The organism is Marmoricola sp. OAE513, from assembly GCF_040546585.1.
Classification (GTDB): domain Bacteria; phylum Actinomycetota; class Actinomycetes; order Propionibacteriales; family Nocardioidaceae; genus Marmoricola.
Window position 1 is genome coordinate 3,497,484 of the sequence record NZ_JBEPOC010000001.1, and the last position, 17,244, is coordinate 3,514,727.

At 69.4% G+C, this 17,244-nt stretch carries 20 protein-coding genes; 5 read left to right on the top strand and 15 right to left on the bottom strand.

Going from position 1 to position 17,244, the window contains the following annotated elements; translation table 11 throughout:
- Window positions 1–52: 52 nt before the first annotated feature.
- From ABIE44_RS17470 to ctaE, 8 genes are all read right to left on the bottom strand, one after another.
- Entirely contained in the window at window positions 53–775 is a 723-nt protein-coding gene (locus ABIE44_RS17470; protein WP_209714573.1) for a sterol desaturase family protein, read from the bottom strand.
- Window positions 772–1,557, bottom strand: a complete 786-nt coding sequence (locus tag ABIE44_RS17475) for a FadR/GntR family transcriptional regulator (protein WP_209714571.1) — start codon at window positions 1,555–1,557, stop codon at window positions 772–774. The genes ABIE44_RS17470 and ABIE44_RS17475 overlap by 4 nt, the downstream gene beginning before the upstream one ends.
- 73 nt (window positions 1,558–1,630) lie before the next feature.
- The gene (locus ABIE44_RS17480) at window positions 1,631–2,659 is read right to left on the bottom strand and encodes a hypothetical protein (RefSeq protein ID WP_209714570.1); all 1,029 of its coding nucleotides are present in this window, start codon (window positions 2,657–2,659) and stop codon (window positions 1,631–1,633) included.
- On the bottom strand, window positions 2,652–3,158 hold the full coding sequence (locus tag ABIE44_RS17485; protein ID WP_209714567.1) for a SigE family RNA polymerase sigma factor: 507 nt from the start codon (window positions 3,156–3,158) through the stop codon (window positions 2,652–2,654). Before ABIE44_RS17485 ends, ABIE44_RS17480 begins: the two co-directional genes overlap by 8 nt.
- A 139-nt stretch (window positions 3,159–3,297) precedes the next feature.
- Window positions 3,298–5,046: a cytochrome bc1 complex cytochrome b subunit gene (gene qcrB, locus ABIE44_RS17490; RefSeq protein ID WP_502912763.1), complete on the bottom strand. Its 1,749-nt coding sequence runs from the start codon at window positions 5,044–5,046 to the stop codon at window positions 3,298–3,300.
- Complete coding sequence (qcrA, locus tag ABIE44_RS17495; protein WP_209714563.1) at window positions 5,046–6,077, bottom strand: cytochrome bc1 complex Rieske iron-sulfur subunit; 1,032 nt, start codon at window positions 6,075–6,077, stop codon at window positions 5,046–5,048. The genes qcrB and qcrA overlap by 1 nt, the downstream gene beginning before the upstream one ends.
- A complete protein-coding gene (qcrC, locus tag ABIE44_RS17500; protein WP_354438252.1) occupies window positions 6,074–6,934 on the bottom strand; it encodes a cytochrome bc1 complex diheme cytochrome c subunit in 861 nt (286 codons plus the stop codon). Before qcrC ends, qcrA begins: the two co-directional genes overlap by 4 nt.
- A gap of 22 nt (window positions 6,935–6,956) precedes the next feature.
- Entirely contained in the window at window positions 6,957–7,535 is a 579-nt protein-coding gene (gene ctaE, locus ABIE44_RS17505; RefSeq protein ID WP_502912746.1) for an aa3-type cytochrome oxidase subunit III, read from the bottom strand.
- A 198-nt stretch (window positions 7,536–7,733) separates the two neighbouring features.
- Between ctaE and ABIE44_RS17510 the strand changes: the two genes are divergently transcribed.
- The 3 genes from ABIE44_RS17510 to trpD are packed head-to-tail and all read left to right on the top strand — an operon-like array spanning window position 7,734 to window position 10,153.
- The gene (locus ABIE44_RS17510) at window positions 7,734–8,684 is read left to right on the top strand and encodes a cytochrome c oxidase assembly protein (protein ID WP_354438253.1); all 951 of its coding nucleotides are present in this window, start codon (window positions 7,734–7,736) and stop codon (window positions 8,682–8,684) included.
- A 13-nt stretch (window positions 8,685–8,697) separates the two neighbouring features.
- A complete protein-coding gene (locus ABIE44_RS17515) occupies window positions 8,698–9,108 on the top strand; it encodes an Rv3143 family two-component system response regulator (protein ID WP_209714555.1) in 411 nt (136 codons plus the stop codon).
- Between the two features lie 4 nt (window positions 9,109–9,112).
- On the top strand, window positions 9,113–10,153 hold the full coding sequence (gene trpD, locus ABIE44_RS17520; protein ID WP_209714553.1) for an anthranilate phosphoribosyltransferase: 1,041 nt from the start codon (window positions 9,113–9,115) through the stop codon (window positions 10,151–10,153).
- On the opposite strand, the gene ABIE44_RS17525 is transcribed toward trpD, so the two are convergent.
- The 7 genes from ABIE44_RS17525 to ABIE44_RS17555 form a co-directional block, all read right to left on the bottom strand.
- The gene (locus ABIE44_RS17525; protein WP_209714551.1) at window positions 10,134–10,775 is read right to left on the bottom strand and encodes a hypothetical protein; all 642 of its coding nucleotides are present in this window, start codon (window positions 10,773–10,775) and stop codon (window positions 10,134–10,136) included. The two genes, trpD and ABIE44_RS17525, sit on opposite strands and share 20 nt — an antisense overlap.
- 66 nt (window positions 10,776–10,841) lie before the next feature.
- A complete protein-coding gene (locus tag ABIE44_RS17530; RefSeq protein WP_209714549.1) occupies window positions 10,842–11,726 on the bottom strand; it encodes a glycosyltransferase family 2 protein in 885 nt (294 codons plus the stop codon).
- A complete protein-coding gene (locus ABIE44_RS17535; RefSeq protein ID WP_209714546.1) occupies window positions 11,723–13,222 on the bottom strand; it encodes a DUF2142 domain-containing protein in 1,500 nt (499 codons plus the stop codon). The genes ABIE44_RS17530 and ABIE44_RS17535 overlap by 4 nt, the downstream gene beginning before the upstream one ends.
- The gene (locus ABIE44_RS17540; RefSeq protein ID WP_209714544.1) at window positions 13,219–13,554 is read right to left on the bottom strand and encodes a DUF2304 domain-containing protein; all 336 of its coding nucleotides are present in this window, start codon (window positions 13,552–13,554) and stop codon (window positions 13,219–13,221) included. Before ABIE44_RS17540 ends, ABIE44_RS17535 begins: the two co-directional genes overlap by 4 nt.
- Window positions 13,554–14,240 carry a glycosyltransferase family 2 protein gene (locus tag ABIE44_RS17545; protein WP_209714543.1) on the bottom strand — a complete coding sequence of 229 codons (687 nt, stop codon included), beginning with the start codon at window positions 14,238–14,240 and terminating at the stop codon, window positions 13,554–13,556. The genes ABIE44_RS17540 and ABIE44_RS17545 overlap by 1 nt, the downstream gene beginning before the upstream one ends.
- Before the next feature lie 158 nt (window positions 14,241–14,398).
- Complete coding sequence (locus ABIE44_RS17550) at window positions 14,399–14,677, bottom strand: Lrp/AsnC family transcriptional regulator (RefSeq protein ID WP_209714540.1); 279 nt, start codon at window positions 14,675–14,677, stop codon at window positions 14,399–14,401.
- A gap of 16 nt (window positions 14,678–14,693) precedes the next feature.
- Entirely contained in the window at window positions 14,694–16,478 is a 1,785-nt protein-coding gene (locus ABIE44_RS17555) for a DEDD exonuclease domain-containing protein (RefSeq protein ID WP_209714538.1), read from the bottom strand.
- Between the two features lie 90 nt (window positions 16,479–16,568).
- On the opposite strand from ABIE44_RS17555, the gene ABIE44_RS17560 reads away from it, so the two are divergent.
- Window positions 16,569–16,826, top strand: coding sequence for a hypothetical protein (locus ABIE44_RS17560; protein ID WP_209714536.1), 258 nt, complete (start codon window positions 16,569–16,571; stop codon window positions 16,824–16,826).
- 82 nt (window positions 16,827–16,908) lie between these two features.
- Window positions 16,909–17,115 (top strand): hypothetical protein, encoded by a 207-nt coding sequence (locus ABIE44_RS17565; RefSeq protein WP_209714534.1) that lies wholly within the window; start codon window positions 16,909–16,911, stop codon window positions 17,113–17,115.
- Window positions 17,116–17,244: the final 129 nt, after the last annotated feature.

The window sequence follows — 17,244 nt, forward strand, 5'->3', positions numbered from 1 at the left end:
ACATCGCTGCCGGGTCGGCGCTTTCAGGTGCACATCGCTGCCGGGTCGGCGCTCAGGCGTCGATGCCGTGCAGGTTCTTCGCGGTCGGTGACGCCTTGATCGAGCCCGGGTCCGGGTAGGTCCGGAACAGCTTGTCCGCCGTGGCGGTGCTGGTCACGGTGAACCAGTAGTGCTCGTTCTTGTAGTGGTGCAGCCGGTGGTTGCGCCAGATCGCCTTGTAGATCCGCGTGCGGGGCTTGTAGTCGCTGTGGATCAGGTAGTGCGACCACTCGTAGACCAGGCCGGCTGCCGCCACCACGGCGATGAAGGTGAGCCCCTGACCCAGTCGGGGGAACGCGAGCAGGCCGATCGCTGCCAGTCCCGCGATCACCGCGATCAACGAGCGCCACGGGATGAAGACCAACGGGATGTCGCGCGGGTCGGCGTGGTGCGCACGGTGGTCCCGGGCGAGCTCGCTGTCGATCGTGATGCCCGCGATCTTCCGCGGGCGCCAGTGCAGGATGAAGACGTGGATCAGCCACTCCTGGACCGGGAACAGCGCGACGTAGATCGCAGGGGCGAGCAGGTCGCTGATCCGGAAGTCACCCTCGAGCGCGCGCCAGACGACCGCGCCGACGAGAGCGGCGGCAATCATCCACGGACTCGGGTGCTTCCAGAACTCCGCCCCGGTGGTCCGGAGGTTCACCGTCGTACGGCGCGACCCGGTGATCCGGGACTCCTCGGCGGCCAGACGCTCGGCGGCCAGCGCCTCGATCTCGGGGGATGCCTTCGTCATCGTGCTTCTCCTTCGTCCTTGCCGGGTCCGTCCTCGGCGGGTTCGTCCTCGTCGGGTTCGTCTTGCAGGGCGTCGAGGAAGTCGACCATCGCCTCGGTGGCGGGTCGCAGCAGGTCGGTGGCGGCGCCCTGGGCAGCGAGCCCGAGCCCGTCGACCACGGCGTCGCGGATCTCCCGGTAGCCGTCGAGGTTGCTGACCTCGCCGTCGAGCAGGGGAGCGAGGGCTTCCAGAGCCGGCTCGTAGGCCAGCCGCAGGTTGTTGAACATCATCCGGAAGACGATGGAGTCGGCGATGTCGACGATCGCGTCCCAGAAGGCCAGGGCGGCGTGCTGGCGGGCCACCGGGTCCCCGGCGGCTGCCAGGGTCCCCAGCGCCTCTTCCAGGGCCCTGCGGGTGTGCTCGTCGGCGCGTCCGATGCGCTCGGCCGCCATCCGGGCCACGCCCGGCGCGATCGCGAACCGGGCCTCGATGATGCTGCGGGCCACGGTCGGGTCCAGCTCGCCGTCGCGGACGAGCATCCGGGGGAGCAGGTCGAGGCCCGCGTACCGCTGGAAGTCCCGGACGGTGGTCGCGCCCCCGTGACGGACCTCGACCAGACGGGTGGCCGACATCCGCTGCAGCGCCTCGCGGACAGCAGGACGGGAGACGCCCAGGAGCTCAGACAGACGGCGCTCGCTGGGGAGCGTGTCCCCGGCACTCAGGGAGCCGTCGACGACCTCCCCGAGCAGCTGGTCGAAGACGTCGTCGGGCACGAGACGCTTGGTGATGGGAGTGAGGGCCATACGGCCGAGTCTGCGCGGCCTACTGGTCAGTGGTCAAGTGGTCTGACCAGTAGGTGAGATCAGGCTTCGTGTGTCACCCGAAACAGTCCTGGTCGGTCCGGGTGAGGAGCATCTCTCCGACGGTCCCGTCCTTCTCGATGCCGAACTCGTACTCGGTGTCGTCGCTGAGCGTCACCACCCAGTAGCCGTTTCCCCCGGTCCTGGCGGTCGGGTACGCGTCACGGAGCTTGGCCAGGCTCGACCCGAGGCCGATGCGCTCAGGCGTGGTCATGCCGGGACGGGCGAACACGGCGGCGAGACCGATCGTGGGGGAGAAGTACCCGTCCGTCTTGGCCGGGACAGCGGGCTGGTACGAAAGCTGCACGCTGCGGCAGCCCTCGCCAGGCTGCCCGAGCGACCCACCGGCAGCGGTGACCTGCGCCGCGGTCATGCCGAGGCGGAGATCGTTGACCGTCGTCGGTCCGAATCCCCCCGCCTCGTCGAAGCACTCGCCGGCGAAGGACTTCGGAACCTTCAGGTAGGAGAGGGTGTCGCAGTTCCAGGCGTCCTGGGTACCCATCCCCTCCTGCCAGCTGCCGTCGCGGTCGACCCACAGGGCGGCGTACCCGCCGCAGCTGTTCACCCCGCCGATGGCGTAGCCGGCGCTCGAGTACTTCTGCACGGTGACGCCGTGGGACGCCGCGGGGCACGCTGCTCCGTCCTGGTTCGCCCGTCGAGCCACCTCGGCGATGAACGCCTTGAACGTCGTGCTGGTGCCGGTGAGCAGGTGAACCTGGTCAGGCGCCGAGATCTCCACACCCGTGCCCGGGTAGGTGATCACCTCGGGAACCGGGGGTGCCGAGGGCGTCCCGCTGGTTGCGGTCGGCCCGGGCGTTCCCACCGGGTCGACGGAACTGCCACCGTTGTCGCGGGACGCGACCAGGGCGGTGGGAACGACAACGGCGAACACGGCGGCGGCAGCAAGCGCCGTGAGAAGGGCGGTCCTCCGCGCGCGGCGCCGGTCTCCCAGACTGCGTACGGCGGCCGGCTCGAGGGGAGTGGTCACGATGCCTCCGTTCCCGAAGTTCTCGAGCTGGGTGATCGGGTCCTGCGGCTCAGGCATGGTGGGCTCCCTGGTCAGTGATGTCGCTGGGTGCGATCAGTGCTGCAAGCGCGGCGCGACCGCGGGACAGGCGTGCTTTGACCGTCCCTTCAGGCACTCCCGTCTCGCGCGCCACGGCCTGGACCGGCAGGTCGCAGAGGTGGTGCAGCACGAGGGCCTGGCGCTGGCTCTGCGGCAGCTGGGTCAGCGCCGTCATCAGCGCGACCCGGGCCTCGTCGACCGCCGCCGTTCGGGGCGCCGGCTCGAGGGCCCGGTCCTGGGGTCGCGCCGCCAGCTTCCTGCGCCGCCACCGACTCACGGCCAGCCGGTACGCCGTCGTCCGCACCCACGCCTCCGGGTGGTCCGCGCGGGAGAGCTTGCGCCGGTGGGACCAGGCACGCACGAACGCCTCCTGGACGCAGTCCTGCGCCTCGTCGCGATCCCCGATCATCGCGTAGAGCTGACCGGTGATGCGCGTGAACGACGAGCTGTAGAACTCGTCGAACTCGGCCTCGTCCATGGGTCCTCCCGTTCTCACCTGATTGTCACGGGGGATACGCGCGGGCAAGCGCTCAGGTTGCGGTGTCCGCAGACAATTCTCGGAAGCGACACGGCACAGGGCCCGGAGGAGATCCTCCGGGCCCTGTGACGAGTGGTGCTCAGTGCTTGTGCGTCAGCTCTTCGCCGTCGACGTCGTGACGACCGTCGAACTGGTGACCGTCGGCCGCATGACCCTCCAGGGGAGCGTCATGAGCGTGCTCGAGCTCGGCGTGGTGGTGCGCCGCCTCGAGCTCCGCCGCGGTCGGCTTCTGCAGGTCGGTGGCGTACCAGGCCTTCGAGAGCTTCGCCCGGAGCTGGTCCAGGCGGGCCTTGGGGGCGGAGACACCGTTCGCGTCGGCGCCGCTGAGACCGGCGTACACCTGCGGACGCTCGTGCGAGGTGAGCATGTAGGCGCGCTCCTCGCTGAGCGGGAGGTGCTTCTCGGTGTAGCCACCCTCGGCGTCCCGCATGATGATGCCGCTCTCGTAGCCGTGCAGCACCATCTCGGCGTCGTGACGCTGGAGCGAGATGCACCAGCGCTTGGCCAGGATGAACACGAGCGGCGGGATCACGAAGATCGCCCCACGCATGAAGTATGTGATCGTGTTCAGGTCCAGGTGGAACGTCGTGGCCAGGATGTCGTTGCCGCCGGCGGCCCAGAGCAGGCCGTAGAGGGTGATCATCGCCGCCAGGAACGCGGTCCGGGTCGGGACGTTGCGCGGACGCTGGAGCAGGTGGTGCTCCCGCTTGTCGCCGGTGATCCACTGCTCGATGAACGGGTAGGCGAGCACGATGGCCAGCAGGGCGATCGGCGCTATCTGTCCGGGCAGGAAGATGTTCCAGCTCAGGGTGACGCCGAAGATGTGCGTCTCCCAACCGGGCATGATGCGCAGCAGGCCTTCGGCGATACCCATGTACCAGTCGGGCTGGGAGCCCGCCGTCACTTCTGCCGGGTTGTACGGGCCGAAGCGCCACACCGGGTTGATCGTCATCAGGCCACCCATCAGGGCGACGACGCCGAAGACGATGAAGAAGAACCCGCCGGCCTTGGCGGCGTACACCGGCATCATCGGGTAGCCGACGACGTTGTCCTCGGTCTTGCCGGGCCCGGGCCACTGGGTGTGCTTGTGGTAGACGAGCAGCAGCATGTGGGCCGCGATCATCGCCAGCAGCAGGCCGGGGATCAGCAGGATGTGCGCGGTGTAGAGGCGCGGGATGATCTGGTCGCCCGGGAACTCGCCGCCGAACATGAAGAACGACATGTAGGAGCCGAGTACCGGGGTCGCCTTCACCAGGCCGTCCGCGATGCGGAGGCCGGTCCCGGAGAGCAGGTCGTCGGGGAGCGAGTAACCCGCGAAGCCCTCGAGGATGCCGAGGAGCAGCAGCACCCCACCGATGATCCAGTTGAGCTCACGCGGCTTCCGGAACGCGCCGGTGAGGAAGACGCGCATCATGTGGACGAGCATCGCGGCGATGAACAGCATCGCGGCCCAGTGGTGCATCTGCCGCATCAGCAGTCCGGCGCGAACGTCGAAGCTGATGTGCAGCGTCGAGGCGTACGCCTCGGACATGTGGATGCCGCGGAGCTGGTCGTAGGAACCGTTGTAGGTGACCTCGCCCATGCTCGGGTTGAACCACAGGGTCAGGAAGACGCCGGTGAGGAGCAGGATCACGAAGCTCCACAACGCAATCTCGCCGAGCATGAACGACCAGTGGTCCGGGAAGACCTTGCGGATCTGCTTCTTGGTCGCCGTCGCGATACCGAGGCGCTCGTCGGCCCAGTTCGCGACGGCGCCAGCCGGGTTGGCCTTCGGCGTCTTCGCCGGCTCGGTGCCGTTGGTCGTAGCTGCAGTGGTAGCCATCTCGATCACCCACGTTCCCAGTAGCTCGGTCCGACCGGCTCGTCGAAGTCTCGCTTGGCTACCAGGTAGCCCTCAGCGTCAACGGTGATCGGAAGTTGTGGCAAGTGTCGGCCGGCGGGTCCGAAGACCACCTTACCGTTGTCGGCAAGGTCGAACGTCGACTGGTGGCAGGGGCAGAGCAGGTGGTGCGTCTGCTGCTCCCACAGGGAGATCGGGCACCCCACGTGGGTGCAGATCTTGGAGAAGCAGAGGATGCCGTCGACGCCCCAGTTCTCCGCGCGGTCCTTGTCCTTGATGTCGTCTGGGTGCATCCGGACCAGGATCACCGCGGCCTTGGCCTTCTCGGCCTGCAGCTCGTGGCCCTCGTACTCGGCCTCCTCGCCCTCCTCGGTCGGGAAGAACGCGGAGGGTTCGGCGTTGACGAGCTGACCGATCTGCATGTCCTCGGGGCGGATCTTGGCGCCGTCGACGTCCTGGACGACGAACATGCCCTTCTTCCAGACCGTGTGCTCGAGCTTGTCGCCCGGCAGCGGGCCGAGGTCGCGCAGGGCGACGATGGCCGGCAGGCCGAGCAGGCCCATCGCGCCGAGGAGCGAGTTGCGGACCAGCGGACGGCGACCGATTCCGGAGTCGGCGATGCCGGCGTCCAGAGCGGCGAGCGCCTCGTCGCGGTCCTCCTGCGGCGAGGCCGCGGAGTGCCGGTACTCGACGATCTCGTGGTCGCTCATCAGCTTGCGCGACCACTGGATCGCGCCGATGCCGATGAACAGCAGAGCGAGACCCAGGGTGGTGCCGAGGGCGAGCTGGAGCGCGCCCATGCCGGCGAACTCGTCGCGCTTGCCGATGGCGAAGTACGAGACGCAGAACAGGATCGCCGAGACGCCGGAGAGGCCGAACAGCGTCGCTACCTGGCGCTCGGCACGCTTCTCCGCAGCCGGGTCGACGTCGGTCGGCCGGGGGAGGTGCTCGGGCAGGCCCGGGTTCGCGATCGGCTCAGCGGGCTCGAGTGCGCCGTGGCCGGTGTGGTCGTCGCTCACGCGTTGGCCCCCTTCTTGTTCGTCTTCTTCACGCGGGCGGAGCCAGCGGTGATCCAGATGCCGAAGCCGACCAGGCCGCCGATGCCGACGAGCCAGGCGAACATGCCCTCGGCGACCGGCCCGACCGAGCCGAGCGTGAAGCCGCCGTAGCTCGGCGTGTCCTCCTGCTTCTTCAGGTACGCGATGATGTCGCGCTTGTCCTGCGGGGACAGGACGCCGTTGGAGAAGACCGGCATCTGCTGCGGACCGGTCTGCATGGCCTCGAAGATGTGCTTGCTGGAGACGCCGATCAGGCTGGGCGCGAACTTGCCCTTGGGCAGGGCGCCTCCGCTGCCGGCGAAGTTGTGGCACGCCGTGCAGTTGGTGCGGAAGAACTGGCCACCGCGGGCGACGTCACCCTTGGCCGGGTCGTACTCGTCCTTGGTCGGGATGGCCGGGCCGGCACCCAGCGAGGCGACGAACGCCGCGAGCTGGGCGGTCTCCTCCTTGGTGAAGACCGGGCGCTTGCGGACGGCCTGGGCTCCGGGCTGGGCCATCGGCATCCGGCCGCTCTCGACCTGGAAGTCGACCGCAGCGGCCCCGACGCCGATGAGCGGCGGGCCGTACTGGTTGCCCTTCTTGGTCACGATGCCCTCGCCGTTCAGGCCGTGGCAGGAGGAGCAGCTGACCGCGAACAGGGCGCGGCCGGCAGCGATCGCGTCGGTGTCCGGGCCGGCCTCCTCGGCGCCGGCGGGCGCCAGGGCGGCCCAGGCGCCACCGGTGGCCAGCAGGCCGAGGATCAGCACAGCGGGCGCCGCGAATCGGCTGCGCCGGCGGGCCGAGAGCCGAGCTGAGATCTTGCGCGTGAGCAGTCGCACAACAGGTCCTATCGGTTCAGGCTTACTTGATGATGTAGATGGTCGCGAACAGGCCGATCCAGACGACATCGACGAAGTGCCAGTAGTAGGACACGACGATGGCGGTGACCGCTTGCTCGTGGGTGAAGCGACGTGCGACGAGTGTTCGTCCGAGGACGAAGAGGAAGGCGATGAGGCCGCCGGTCACGTGGATGCCGTGGAAGCCGGTGGTCAGGTAGAACATCGTCCCGTAGCCGTTGGCCGGGATGGTGACACCCTCGTGGATCAGCTCGGTGTACTCGAACGCCTGGCCGCCGATGAAGATCGCGCCCATCACGTAGGTGAGCACGAACCACTCGCGCAGACCCCACAGCTTGAGGTTCAGGAGGGCGCCGGTGCGGGCCACCTGACCGCGCTCCGCGGCGAAGACGCCGAGCTGGCAGGTCACCGAGGACGCCACCAGGATGAACGTGTTCGTCGACGCGAAGGGCACGTTCAGGTCCGCCGTCGACTCCGCCCACAGGTCGGGACTCACGGCCCGGATGGTGAAGTACGCCGCGAACAGTGCCGCGAAGAACATCAGCTCGCTCGAGAGCCAGATGATGGTTCCTACGCTGACCATGCTCGGTCGGTCATGGTGCCCGTGCAGTCGGGATGCTGGGATCGCAGATGCTGTCGCCACGCGGCCATTATGTCGTTACCCGAGCGTGCTGCCACCCCGACCCCCTGTTTTAGACACGTGTTTCCCGACGGGCACTGGGGATGGAGCGGGTGGGGGTGGTGTGACTCACGTGATCGGGCCACCTTCTACCCTGTCAAGGTGCCCCTCACGCCCGCCCTCGTCCCTGCGTCTGCGCTGCTCGCCGCGCCCGCAGCGACGTCCGATCTGCCCCGTTTCACCGCGTCGAGCGTGTTCACCGCGTGGGGGATCGACCCGATCCCGTTCATCGTCACGATCTGGGTCGCCGGCCTGTACCTGCTCGGGGTGTGGACCCTGCGCAACCGGGGTGACCGGTGGCCGGTGGGGAGGACGCTGGCATTCGTCCTCGGCGGCATGGGCACCTTCTACGTCGCGACGTCCTCGGGAATCGGCGCCTACGACACCACGCTGCTGAGCGTGCACATGGTCCAGCACATGCTGCTGGGGATGGTGGTGCCGCTCTTCCTCGCCCTGGGCGCCCCGGTGACGCTGGCCCTGCGCACCTTGCCCCCGCGACCGCGGGCCTGGCTGCTCGCGGTGCTGCACTCGCGAGTCGCGAAGGTGCTCTCCTTCGCACCCCTCACCCTCGCCCTGTACGTCGTCAGCCCGTGGGCGCTCTACTTCACCGGGTGGTACGAGGCCACGCTGCACTCGACGTTCCAGCACGACATGATGCACTTCCACCTGGTCGCCGTCGGCGCGCTCTTCTTCTGGCCGCTGATGGGGATCGACCCGCTCCCGGGTCGGATCGGCTACCCGGCGCGGATGCTCGTGGTCGTGCTGACGCTGCCGTTCCACGCCTTCCTGGGGATCACGATCATGGGACAGAGCAGCCTGATCGGCGGGGACTGGTACCCCGACCTGCACCGGACCCTGACCTGGTTGCCCGAACCGCTCGACGACCAGCACACCGCAGGCGGGATCTTGTGGAGCTCGGGCGACCTGATCGGACTGATCTTCTTCGCCGTCCTCTTCGTGCAGTGGGTCCGCGCCTCGATGAAGGAGGCCGAACGGGAGGACCGCCGTCTCGACCGGCTGGAACGCCTCGCGGCGTCCGCCGACCCGGACTAGTAAGGTTCTCGGTGTGACTGCGAACACCCCCGCACTGCGTGTCCTCGTCTACAGCGACGACTCCGACGTCCGCTCCCAGGTCATCCTGGGTCTGGGTCGGCGGGTCCACCCCGACCTGCCGGAGCTGGAGTACGTCGAGGTGGCGACCGAGCCGGTGGTCTGGCAGCAGCTCGACTCGGGCACGATCGACCTCGCGATCCTCGACGGCGAGGCGACCCCGGCCGGTGGCCTGGGCATCGCGCGCCAGATGAAGGACGAGATCTACCAGGCCCCGCCGGCGCTGGTGCTCACCGGTCGGCCGCAGGACAACTGGCTGGCCACCTGGTCGCGCGCCGAGGCGGCGGTGTCGCACCCGTTGGACCCGATCGAGCTCGCGGAGACGGTCATCCGTCTGCTGCGCTCGCGGGTCCCCGCCGAAGCCTGACCCGGTGAGCGGGCAGACGGGCCGCACCTGGCCCGAGGTCCTGACCGCGCTCGTCGGGGGCCACGACCTGTCGGTCGACCAGACGAGCTGGGCGATGGGCGAGATCCTCCTCGGCGCCGCCACCCCGGTGCAGATCGCCGGTTTCGCGGTCGCGCTGCGCTCCAAGGGGGAGACGGTCGAGGAGATGCAGGGACTCGTCGATGCGATGTACGAGCACGCCGCACCCCTGAACGTCGAGGGTCGGACCCTCGACATCGTCGGGACGGGCGGGGACCGTTCCTTCTCGGTGAACATCTCGACGATGGCGGCGATCGTGGCAGCGGGAGCCGGGGTCACCGTCGTCAAGCACGGCAACCGGTCGGCCTCCAGCAAGGCGGGCAGTGCTGACGTGCTCGAGCTCCTCGGCATCCGGCTGGACCTGCCGGTCGACGCCGTCGCGCGCGTGGCCGCCGAGGCAGGCATCACCTTCTGCTTCGCCGCAGCCTTCCACCCGGCTCTGCGTCACGCCGCTGTCGCGCGCAGCGAGCTCGGCATCGGCACGACCTTCAACTTCCTCGGCCCGATCGCGAACCCCGCGAAGCCGGCCGCCCAGGCGATCGGGTGCGCTGACCCGCGGATGGCCCCGGTGATGGCCGGTGTGTTCGCGCGTCGGGGTGTCGACGCGTGGGTGTTCCGCGGTGACGACGGGCTCGACGAGCTGACCACCACCACGACCTCCCGGGTATGGACCGTGCGCGCGGGCGAGGTGGTCGAGGAGTCCCTCGACCCCACCCGGCTCGGCATCGCGCCCGGCACCGCGGAGAGCCTGCGCGGTCAGGACGCCGCCTTCAACGCCGACGTCGTACGCCGGCTCCTGGCCGGCGAGCGCGGCCCGGTACGGGACGCGGTCGTGCTCAACGCCGGCGCCGCCCTCGCGATCCACGCCGACGACGCCGGGACGCTGGAGGAGCGGGTCGCGGCCGGCATCGCGCGCGCCGACGAAGCCCTGGACTCCGGCGCGGCCCAGGCCACGCTGGACCGCTGGGTCAGCGCGGCTTCCGCGTAGCGTCGTTCGGGACCGCCAGCTCGAAGGACCCGTCTGCCAGGGCGGTGAAACCGACCTTCTCGTAGTACGCCCCGACCATGCTCGGTGACGTCGTCACGGTGGTCACCCCGCGTCCGACGAACATGTCGCTCTGCAGCCACACGAACCGGCCGGGGGAGAAGTCGCGGTACTTGGGGGTGACGTAGTCCAGCAGCACGGTCGCCCGAGGGCCGTCGATGCGTAGCAGCACCACCCCGACGGTCTCGTCACCGCGCTGCACGATGAAGGCCCGGTTGTCCTCGTCGGCGCCGTCCCAGACCAGGTCGGGCTGGAAGGTGAGGATGTCCGGCTCGTGCACGCGGAGCACGTGCCGCAGGTAGTCGTCCTGCCCGCCGACCTCGAGCACGACGTACGTCTCGGTGTCGTGGCGCGTGCTGGTCAGGTTCCGGATGTGCCAGAGGTTGATCGCCATCAGTGCGACGTTCATCGCGACCATCGGCCAGATCTCGAGCGTGGCGTTGTAGCCGGTCAGCACGACGCACGCGGCGAGGTTGAGCACCCGGAAGCGCAGCACCCGGGCCTGCATGACGGAGTAGACGAGCAGCGCCGATCCGGTCCAGCCGATCGCGTCGAGCCAGCTCACGAGGACTCGTTGACGAGCGACGCGCGGATCATGATCCGACACTAACCCGACAGGGCGTCGTACTCCTCAGCCCTTGGCGAGGGCGTGGCGGAGCAGCCCCTGGGCCGCAGCCGGCTTGCGCGCCGACAGCGCGGACGGCACGAGAGCGGCGGCGTGCAGGCGCGACGTCAGGTGTCGCCGAGCCGCACGCTCGGCCCGGACCAGCCCCTGGGAGCCGAGCTCGTCGGCGATCGTCCGGAAGTAGTGCCGCTCCTCGGCGAACCGCTCGCCGGTCAGGGTCTTCAGCGACGAGTCGCTGCTGGTGTGCCGCCGGTACTGGAACGCGACCTCCGGGCAGAGCGCCATCGACCCTCCGCCGCGGAGCACGTCCAGGAGCAGACCGAGGTCCTGGACGACGTGGAAGTCGGGACGGAAACCGATCTGCTCGATCACGTCCCGCCGCCAGCACAGGCTGGGGAAGTAGGTCCAGTTGCCGCGGAGCAGCGAGACCATCAACGACTCGCCGGACAGCTCACGCGGACCCTCGACGCTCGGGGTCAGCCGGCTCTTGACCCGGTCGACGAGCGGCCGCACCACCCGGTTGGTCTCGTCGATGATCTCGACGCCGGTCTCGATGATGGCCACGCCGGGGAACGTTGCGATCGCCCGCTCGAGGTCAGCCAGGTACCGCGTCTTCATCAGGTCGTCGGCGCCCATCACCACGACGTACTCGGCGGAGGCGAGGCTGAGTGCCTTCATGTAGTTGAGGTTCGCGCCGAGATTCTCCTCGTTGCGGTGGTACTCGATCCGGTCGTCGCCCAGGTCGGCGAACCACGTCGCGATCGTCGGGTCCGGGTAGCCGTCGTCGACGACGACCAGGCGCCAGTCCCTCGAGGTCTGCGCCCGGACACTGGCCACGGTCTGGCGCATCATGTCGGGGTCGCCGTAGAACGGCAGCAGGACGTCGATCATCGGTTCGCCTCCATCAGGACGGGTTCCGCTCGAGCGGGCTCGGGCGAGATCGGGGCAGGGCGCGTCGAGGTGGCGCGCACCCAGCAGCCGAGGGCGACGGCGGCGAGCGCGATCAGCAGCAGCGCCGACGGTGGGGACCAGTGCGTCGCCTCGACCAGGGCGTGCTTGGCGCGCTGCCCGGCCATCACGTGCCACTGGCTGAGCAGCTGGACGGCGACGAGGCCGACGGCGACCGCGGGTGCAGCGAACCTGGCCTGCGGGAACGGTCGCGCGTCGGTGTCGAGCAGGTACCCGGTGAGCACGATGAGCCCGACGGTGAACGGCATCCCGTAGCGCCCCTGCCACGCGCCGCCGACCTGGTGGAAGGAGATGACGGTCAGCGAGGCGGGCACGGCGAACGAGACCAGGGCGACGAAGCCGATGCCGAGCAGTACCCGACCTCCTCCTGCACGGCGGAGCACGGCGAGGACCGTCATCCCGACCAGCACCAGGAGCAGGACCGCGTAGACCAGGGCCGGAGCGTGCTCGTCGCGCATCGGGAAGGCGCCGATCGCCTGGAGCGGCCAGAGCACGATCCCTCGGGCGACGGCGCTCCACGGGTTCCCGAGGAAGATCGCGCGTTCCGCGGACGGGCTGTTCACGCCGGAGAGCAGCACCCAGGCGATCTCGAACCCGATGGCAACCCCGGTGGCCAGGCCGATCGCGATCTCGCGTCCGCCCCGGGGCAGGAGCGCGCGAGCGGTGACCACCGGGCCGTGGACGACCGCGACCGCCACCACGATGAGGCCGAGCCAGAGCAGCCCGAGGGTGTGCGTGTTGGCGAGCACGGCGGACGCGACCGCGAGGGCGGCGTACGACGGGGTGCGCCGCTGGTCGCCGCGCGGCGCGACGAGAGCGAGGAGGGCCACCCACGCAGCCAGGCCGGCAAGCATCTCGAGCCCGTTCGGCGTGGCCACGGCGGTCGAGTAGACCGTGGTGGGCAGCGCTGCGACGAGGCCGGCGACCAGGGGCCAGACGGTACGCGCGCCGGCGAGGGTCAGCCAGATCGTCATCATGAAGAGGGCACACCCCAGGAGGGCGGTCACCAGCCGCATCGCGTACAGGTTCGCGGTGCCGTGGAACGGTGCTGCCAGGGTGCCGACGAGCCCGTAGAACACCGGGTTGTAGCGCGAGGCCCCGCTGGCGAGCATGACCTCGCCGTTCGCGAGCGTCTCGTACGGACGGCAGTTGAAGGTGCGCGTGTAGGGCCGTGCCTCGCACGCGGCCCGAGCGGCCTCGGCGACGTCCGCACGTACCGGGATCAGGTCACCCCGGCCGAGATCGGCCGAGACCTGCTCGCTCCCGGCCTCCCAGTGGCCGAGCGCCACCGAGCTCGCCCGGTAGGAGTGGTCGAACTCGTCGATGCCGTAGTTCGGCGCGACGCAGAGGATCCACCCGAGCTGGAGCGCCAGGAAGCCGACGCCGGCCAGCACGGTGGTGCGGAGGCGTGCGCTCATCGAACGCGTTCGCGCTGCTCGGCGAGCGCGAGCTCACGGGTCAGCTCGACCAGCTGGTTCTCGACGTGGTGCAGCCGCTGGTAGCAGGCCATCGTGGTGAACAGGAACGTCATCACGAAGGTGTAGAGCAGCAGGTCCGTGCCCCGCTGGACGCCGACGAGGTGGGCCGCCCAGACGGTCGTCTCCGGGAACGCGACCGCGACGACGCCGAGCGGCACGAGCGCGAGCAGCGCGATCCGGCGGACGGCCTGGTGGGTGGCGGGACGACGCTCGCGCAGGGTCAGGAACCCGAATGTCAGGGTGCCGCCGATGAGCAGGACCTTGATCAGCATCAGATCGCCCGCAGACGTCGGACCGCGAGGTCGAAGAGGATGTTGATCGCGTTGATGTTGGTCTGCCCCTTGCCGCGCGAGTACTCGGTGTAGATCACCGTCGTCGGCACCTCGGTGTAGGTCAGTCCGTTCGGCACGATCGCCGAGAGCAGCTCGCTGGCGTAGGCCATCCGCGGCATCGTCAGCCGGATCCGGGTCAGGGTCAGCCGGTCGAGCACGCGCAGGCCGTTGTGGGTGTCGGTGACCTCGAGCTTGGACGTCCAGCGGGTGAAGGCGAGCCCGGCCTTGAGCACGAGGCGGCGCGCTGCCGGCATCCGGGTCGTCGTGCCGGTGAAGCGCGAGGCGAGCACCACGTTGCACGCGGTGCTGCGAGCCTCCTCGACCATCCGGACCGCGTCCGAGACCAGGTGCTGGCCGTCGGCGTCGAAGGTGACGACGTAGGCACCGTCGGTGGCGCGCAGGACGTGGTCGAATCCGGTCTGCAGTGCGGCGCCCTGACCCTGGTTGACCGCGTGCCGCAGGACGGTGGCGCCGGCCGCACGCGCGATCAGGTCCGAACCGTCGTGGCTGCCGTCATCGACGCAGAGGACGTTGCTGAACTCCGTGTGCAGCGTGCCGATGACCTCGGCCACCGTGGTGGCTTCGTTGAACATCGGCACGATGACCCAGACATCGTCCATCGCCATGAGTTGACCTCCCCTTTGACACCCCAGGCACTGACCTGATCGTCCATCAGAACGGAGGTGGATAAAAGGGACATAGCGAAACATTCGGTCTGAAACGCCCTATTCAGGCCGAAAGGCGCGGGCGACTAGTCAATTCGGGCTATGCGGCCCGGCTCCGGTCAGTCGAGGCCGAGGGAGAACGCCGACTCCAGGTCGTGCTGGCTGTACGCGCGGAAGGCGATGTGGGTCTCGGTCTCGAGCACGCCGGCGACCTTGTTGAGCTTGTCGGCGATCGTCGTGGCGACGGCGTCGTGGTCACGGACGCGGACCATCGCGATCAGGTCGATCGTGCCGGTCACCGAGTACACCTCGGTGACACCGTCGAGGGCAGCGATCTCCTCGGCGACCTCGGGGATGCGGTTGACGTCTGCCTTCACGAAGACGATGGCGGTGATCATGGCTGCAACCTACTCCTCACCGCGCCGGCTGGTGGAAGGTCGGCATCGACCTGCGCTCGTCGAACGGGGCGAGCCCCTGACGGGACTCCTCGACGGCGTCGTGCAGCGCGAGGTGCTTGCCGGCGCCGCGGACCGGGCACGACCACTCGCCGTCGACCCGCACCAGCCGGACACCGGGACTCTCCAACCAGCGCAGCGCCTTCTCCGTCTCCTCGGCGGTGGCCGCCGGCGTGGGACCGAGGCCCCGGCCCACCGTCTCGGAGGAGAGGCGCAGCTGCTCCACATACTCCCCGGCATGGGCGTCGACCGGGATCACCCCGGCGCCGGCCAGCCGACCGTGGCGGATGACGTGCACGGCCCAGAGGCCGCTGTCCTCGCGACGGGCCGCTACCACCTCGGCACAGCGCGTCAGGGCGCGCAGACGCTGGGTGCGGGACGCGGCGCGCAGGAACGCCGAGAGCCGGTCGCGGTGGACGCCGGCGTCCTCGAACCGTTCGCCCGCGCTGAGGGCGTCCATCCGGTGCGAGATCGCCTCGACCACCTCGTCGGCGCGGTGCAACAGGTTGTCGCGGAGCTCGGCGACCATCTCGGCGTAGGTGTCCAGGTCGGTGCTGCCGTCGCACGGGGCCAGGCACCGACCCATCTCGGCGAGCACGCAGGCCGATCTCGACGGGGTAGCGGGCAGCCGGCCGCTGCACTGCCGGACGGGGAAGGTCTCGTGCAGGGCGGCGAGCGACTTCTCGGCGCGCTTGCGCGAGCTGAACGGACCGAAGTAGTCGGCGTCGTCGTCGAGCACCTGGCGCACCAGGGACAGCCGGGGCCACACCTCGTTGGTCAGCTTGAGCCAGTGCACTTTCTCGGGGAACCGGCTCTTGCGGTTGTAGCGCGGCTTGTGCTGCGCGATCAGCCGTAGCTCGCGGACCTCGGCCTCCAGCGGCGTCGCGCACTCGATGCCCTCGACGCGGGTCGCGATGCCGACCATCTCGCCCATCCGCGAGCGGGTCTCCGAGGCCGTGAAGTACGAGCGCACCCGGGTGCGCAGGTCGCGGGACGTGCCGACGTACAGCACCCGGTCGCGGTCGTCGCGGAAGAGGTAGACCCCGGGTGCGTGCGGAAGGTCCTCGGCCAGGTGCCGCTTGCGCCGCTGCGCCGAGGTCACCCGCGAGGTGAAGGTCTGCAGCTCCTCGATCGTGTAGACACCGAGACTGCCGAGCCGTTCGAAGAGCCCGTGCAGCACGTCCACGGTCGCCCGGGCGTCCGAGAGGGCCCGGTGGTTGGGCGTCGTGGTGGCACCGAACGCGACGGCCAGCGAGCTGAGCTTGCAGTTCGGGGCGTCGTCGCGGGTGACCACCCGGCGCGCCAGCCGGGCGGTGTCGAGCACCTCGAACTTCGGCCACGCGTACCCCAGCGTCTCGGCGTTGTGCTTGAGGAAGCCGACGTCGAACGGGGCGTTGTGCGCGACGAGGACGCAGCCGCGGGCGAACTCCAGGAAGGCCGGCAGCGCCGAGTCGATCGGGGGAGCCGAGGCCACCATCGAGTTGGTGATCCCGGTGAGCACGGCGATGAACGGAGGGATCGCGGAGTGCGGGTTCACCAGGGTCTGGAACTCACCGAGGATCTCGCCACCGCGCACCTTCACCGCGCCGATCTCGGTGATCATCGCGCCCTGGGAGACGGCTGCGCCGGTGGTCTCGAGGTCGACGACGCAGAAGGTCAGGTCGCGCAGGGGACGCCCGAGCTCGTCGAAGCTCATCTGTGCAGCCCACCGCGACGACGCGGGGTCGAGGTGCGCTGCGGTCATGGGACGACCGTAGGAAAGACCGCCGACACAAACGGGTCCGACGCGCGCACTAGACTCGCCCGGTTCCACCACACCAACGAGGAGTCACCCGTGAGCATCGCCCTTCCCGGACCCACCCAGCGCTGGCGTTGCGGCGGTTGCGGCAACCTCACCCGTTTCGACCTCACCCGCACCCGCCGTACGACGGAGTTCTGGCACTTCGACCTCGCCGGGGACCACGACGTCGAGCAGACCGAGCTGCGCGAGGAGTCGGTGGAGTCGGTGACCTGCCGCTGGTGCGGCCGTGACGACGCGATCGAGCTGGTCGACCGCAACGACGCTGACCCGACGGGAACGCCCGGGGCCTGAGACCCGCCTCCTCCGGATGTGTCGGAGGTCGGTGCGAGTCTTCTTCTCGACCGCAGAACGCGGAACGAGAAGGAGAGAACCGATGAGCGTGCACGTCGACTGCGACACCTGCCTGGTCCGTGGCCTGTCGTGCCACGACTGCGTCGTGACGGTCCTGCTGGGGCCGCCCCCCGAGCTCAGCTTCGACGCCGACGAGCAGCAGGCGCTGTCGGTGCTCGCCGACTCCGGGCTGATCCCACCCTTGCGGATGGTCACGCCGGTGGACGGTCGGCACATCGAGTCGGCGTAGGGGCTGGCCGTTTCCTCTGCGCCGGAAGTGACCCCTGGGGCAGGAGTGGCGGACGTGTTCCGAAACACACGGCGACATGGGGCCCAGGTTTGGCACGTCGTTACCGTTCGTTTATCGTCTATGGCTCAG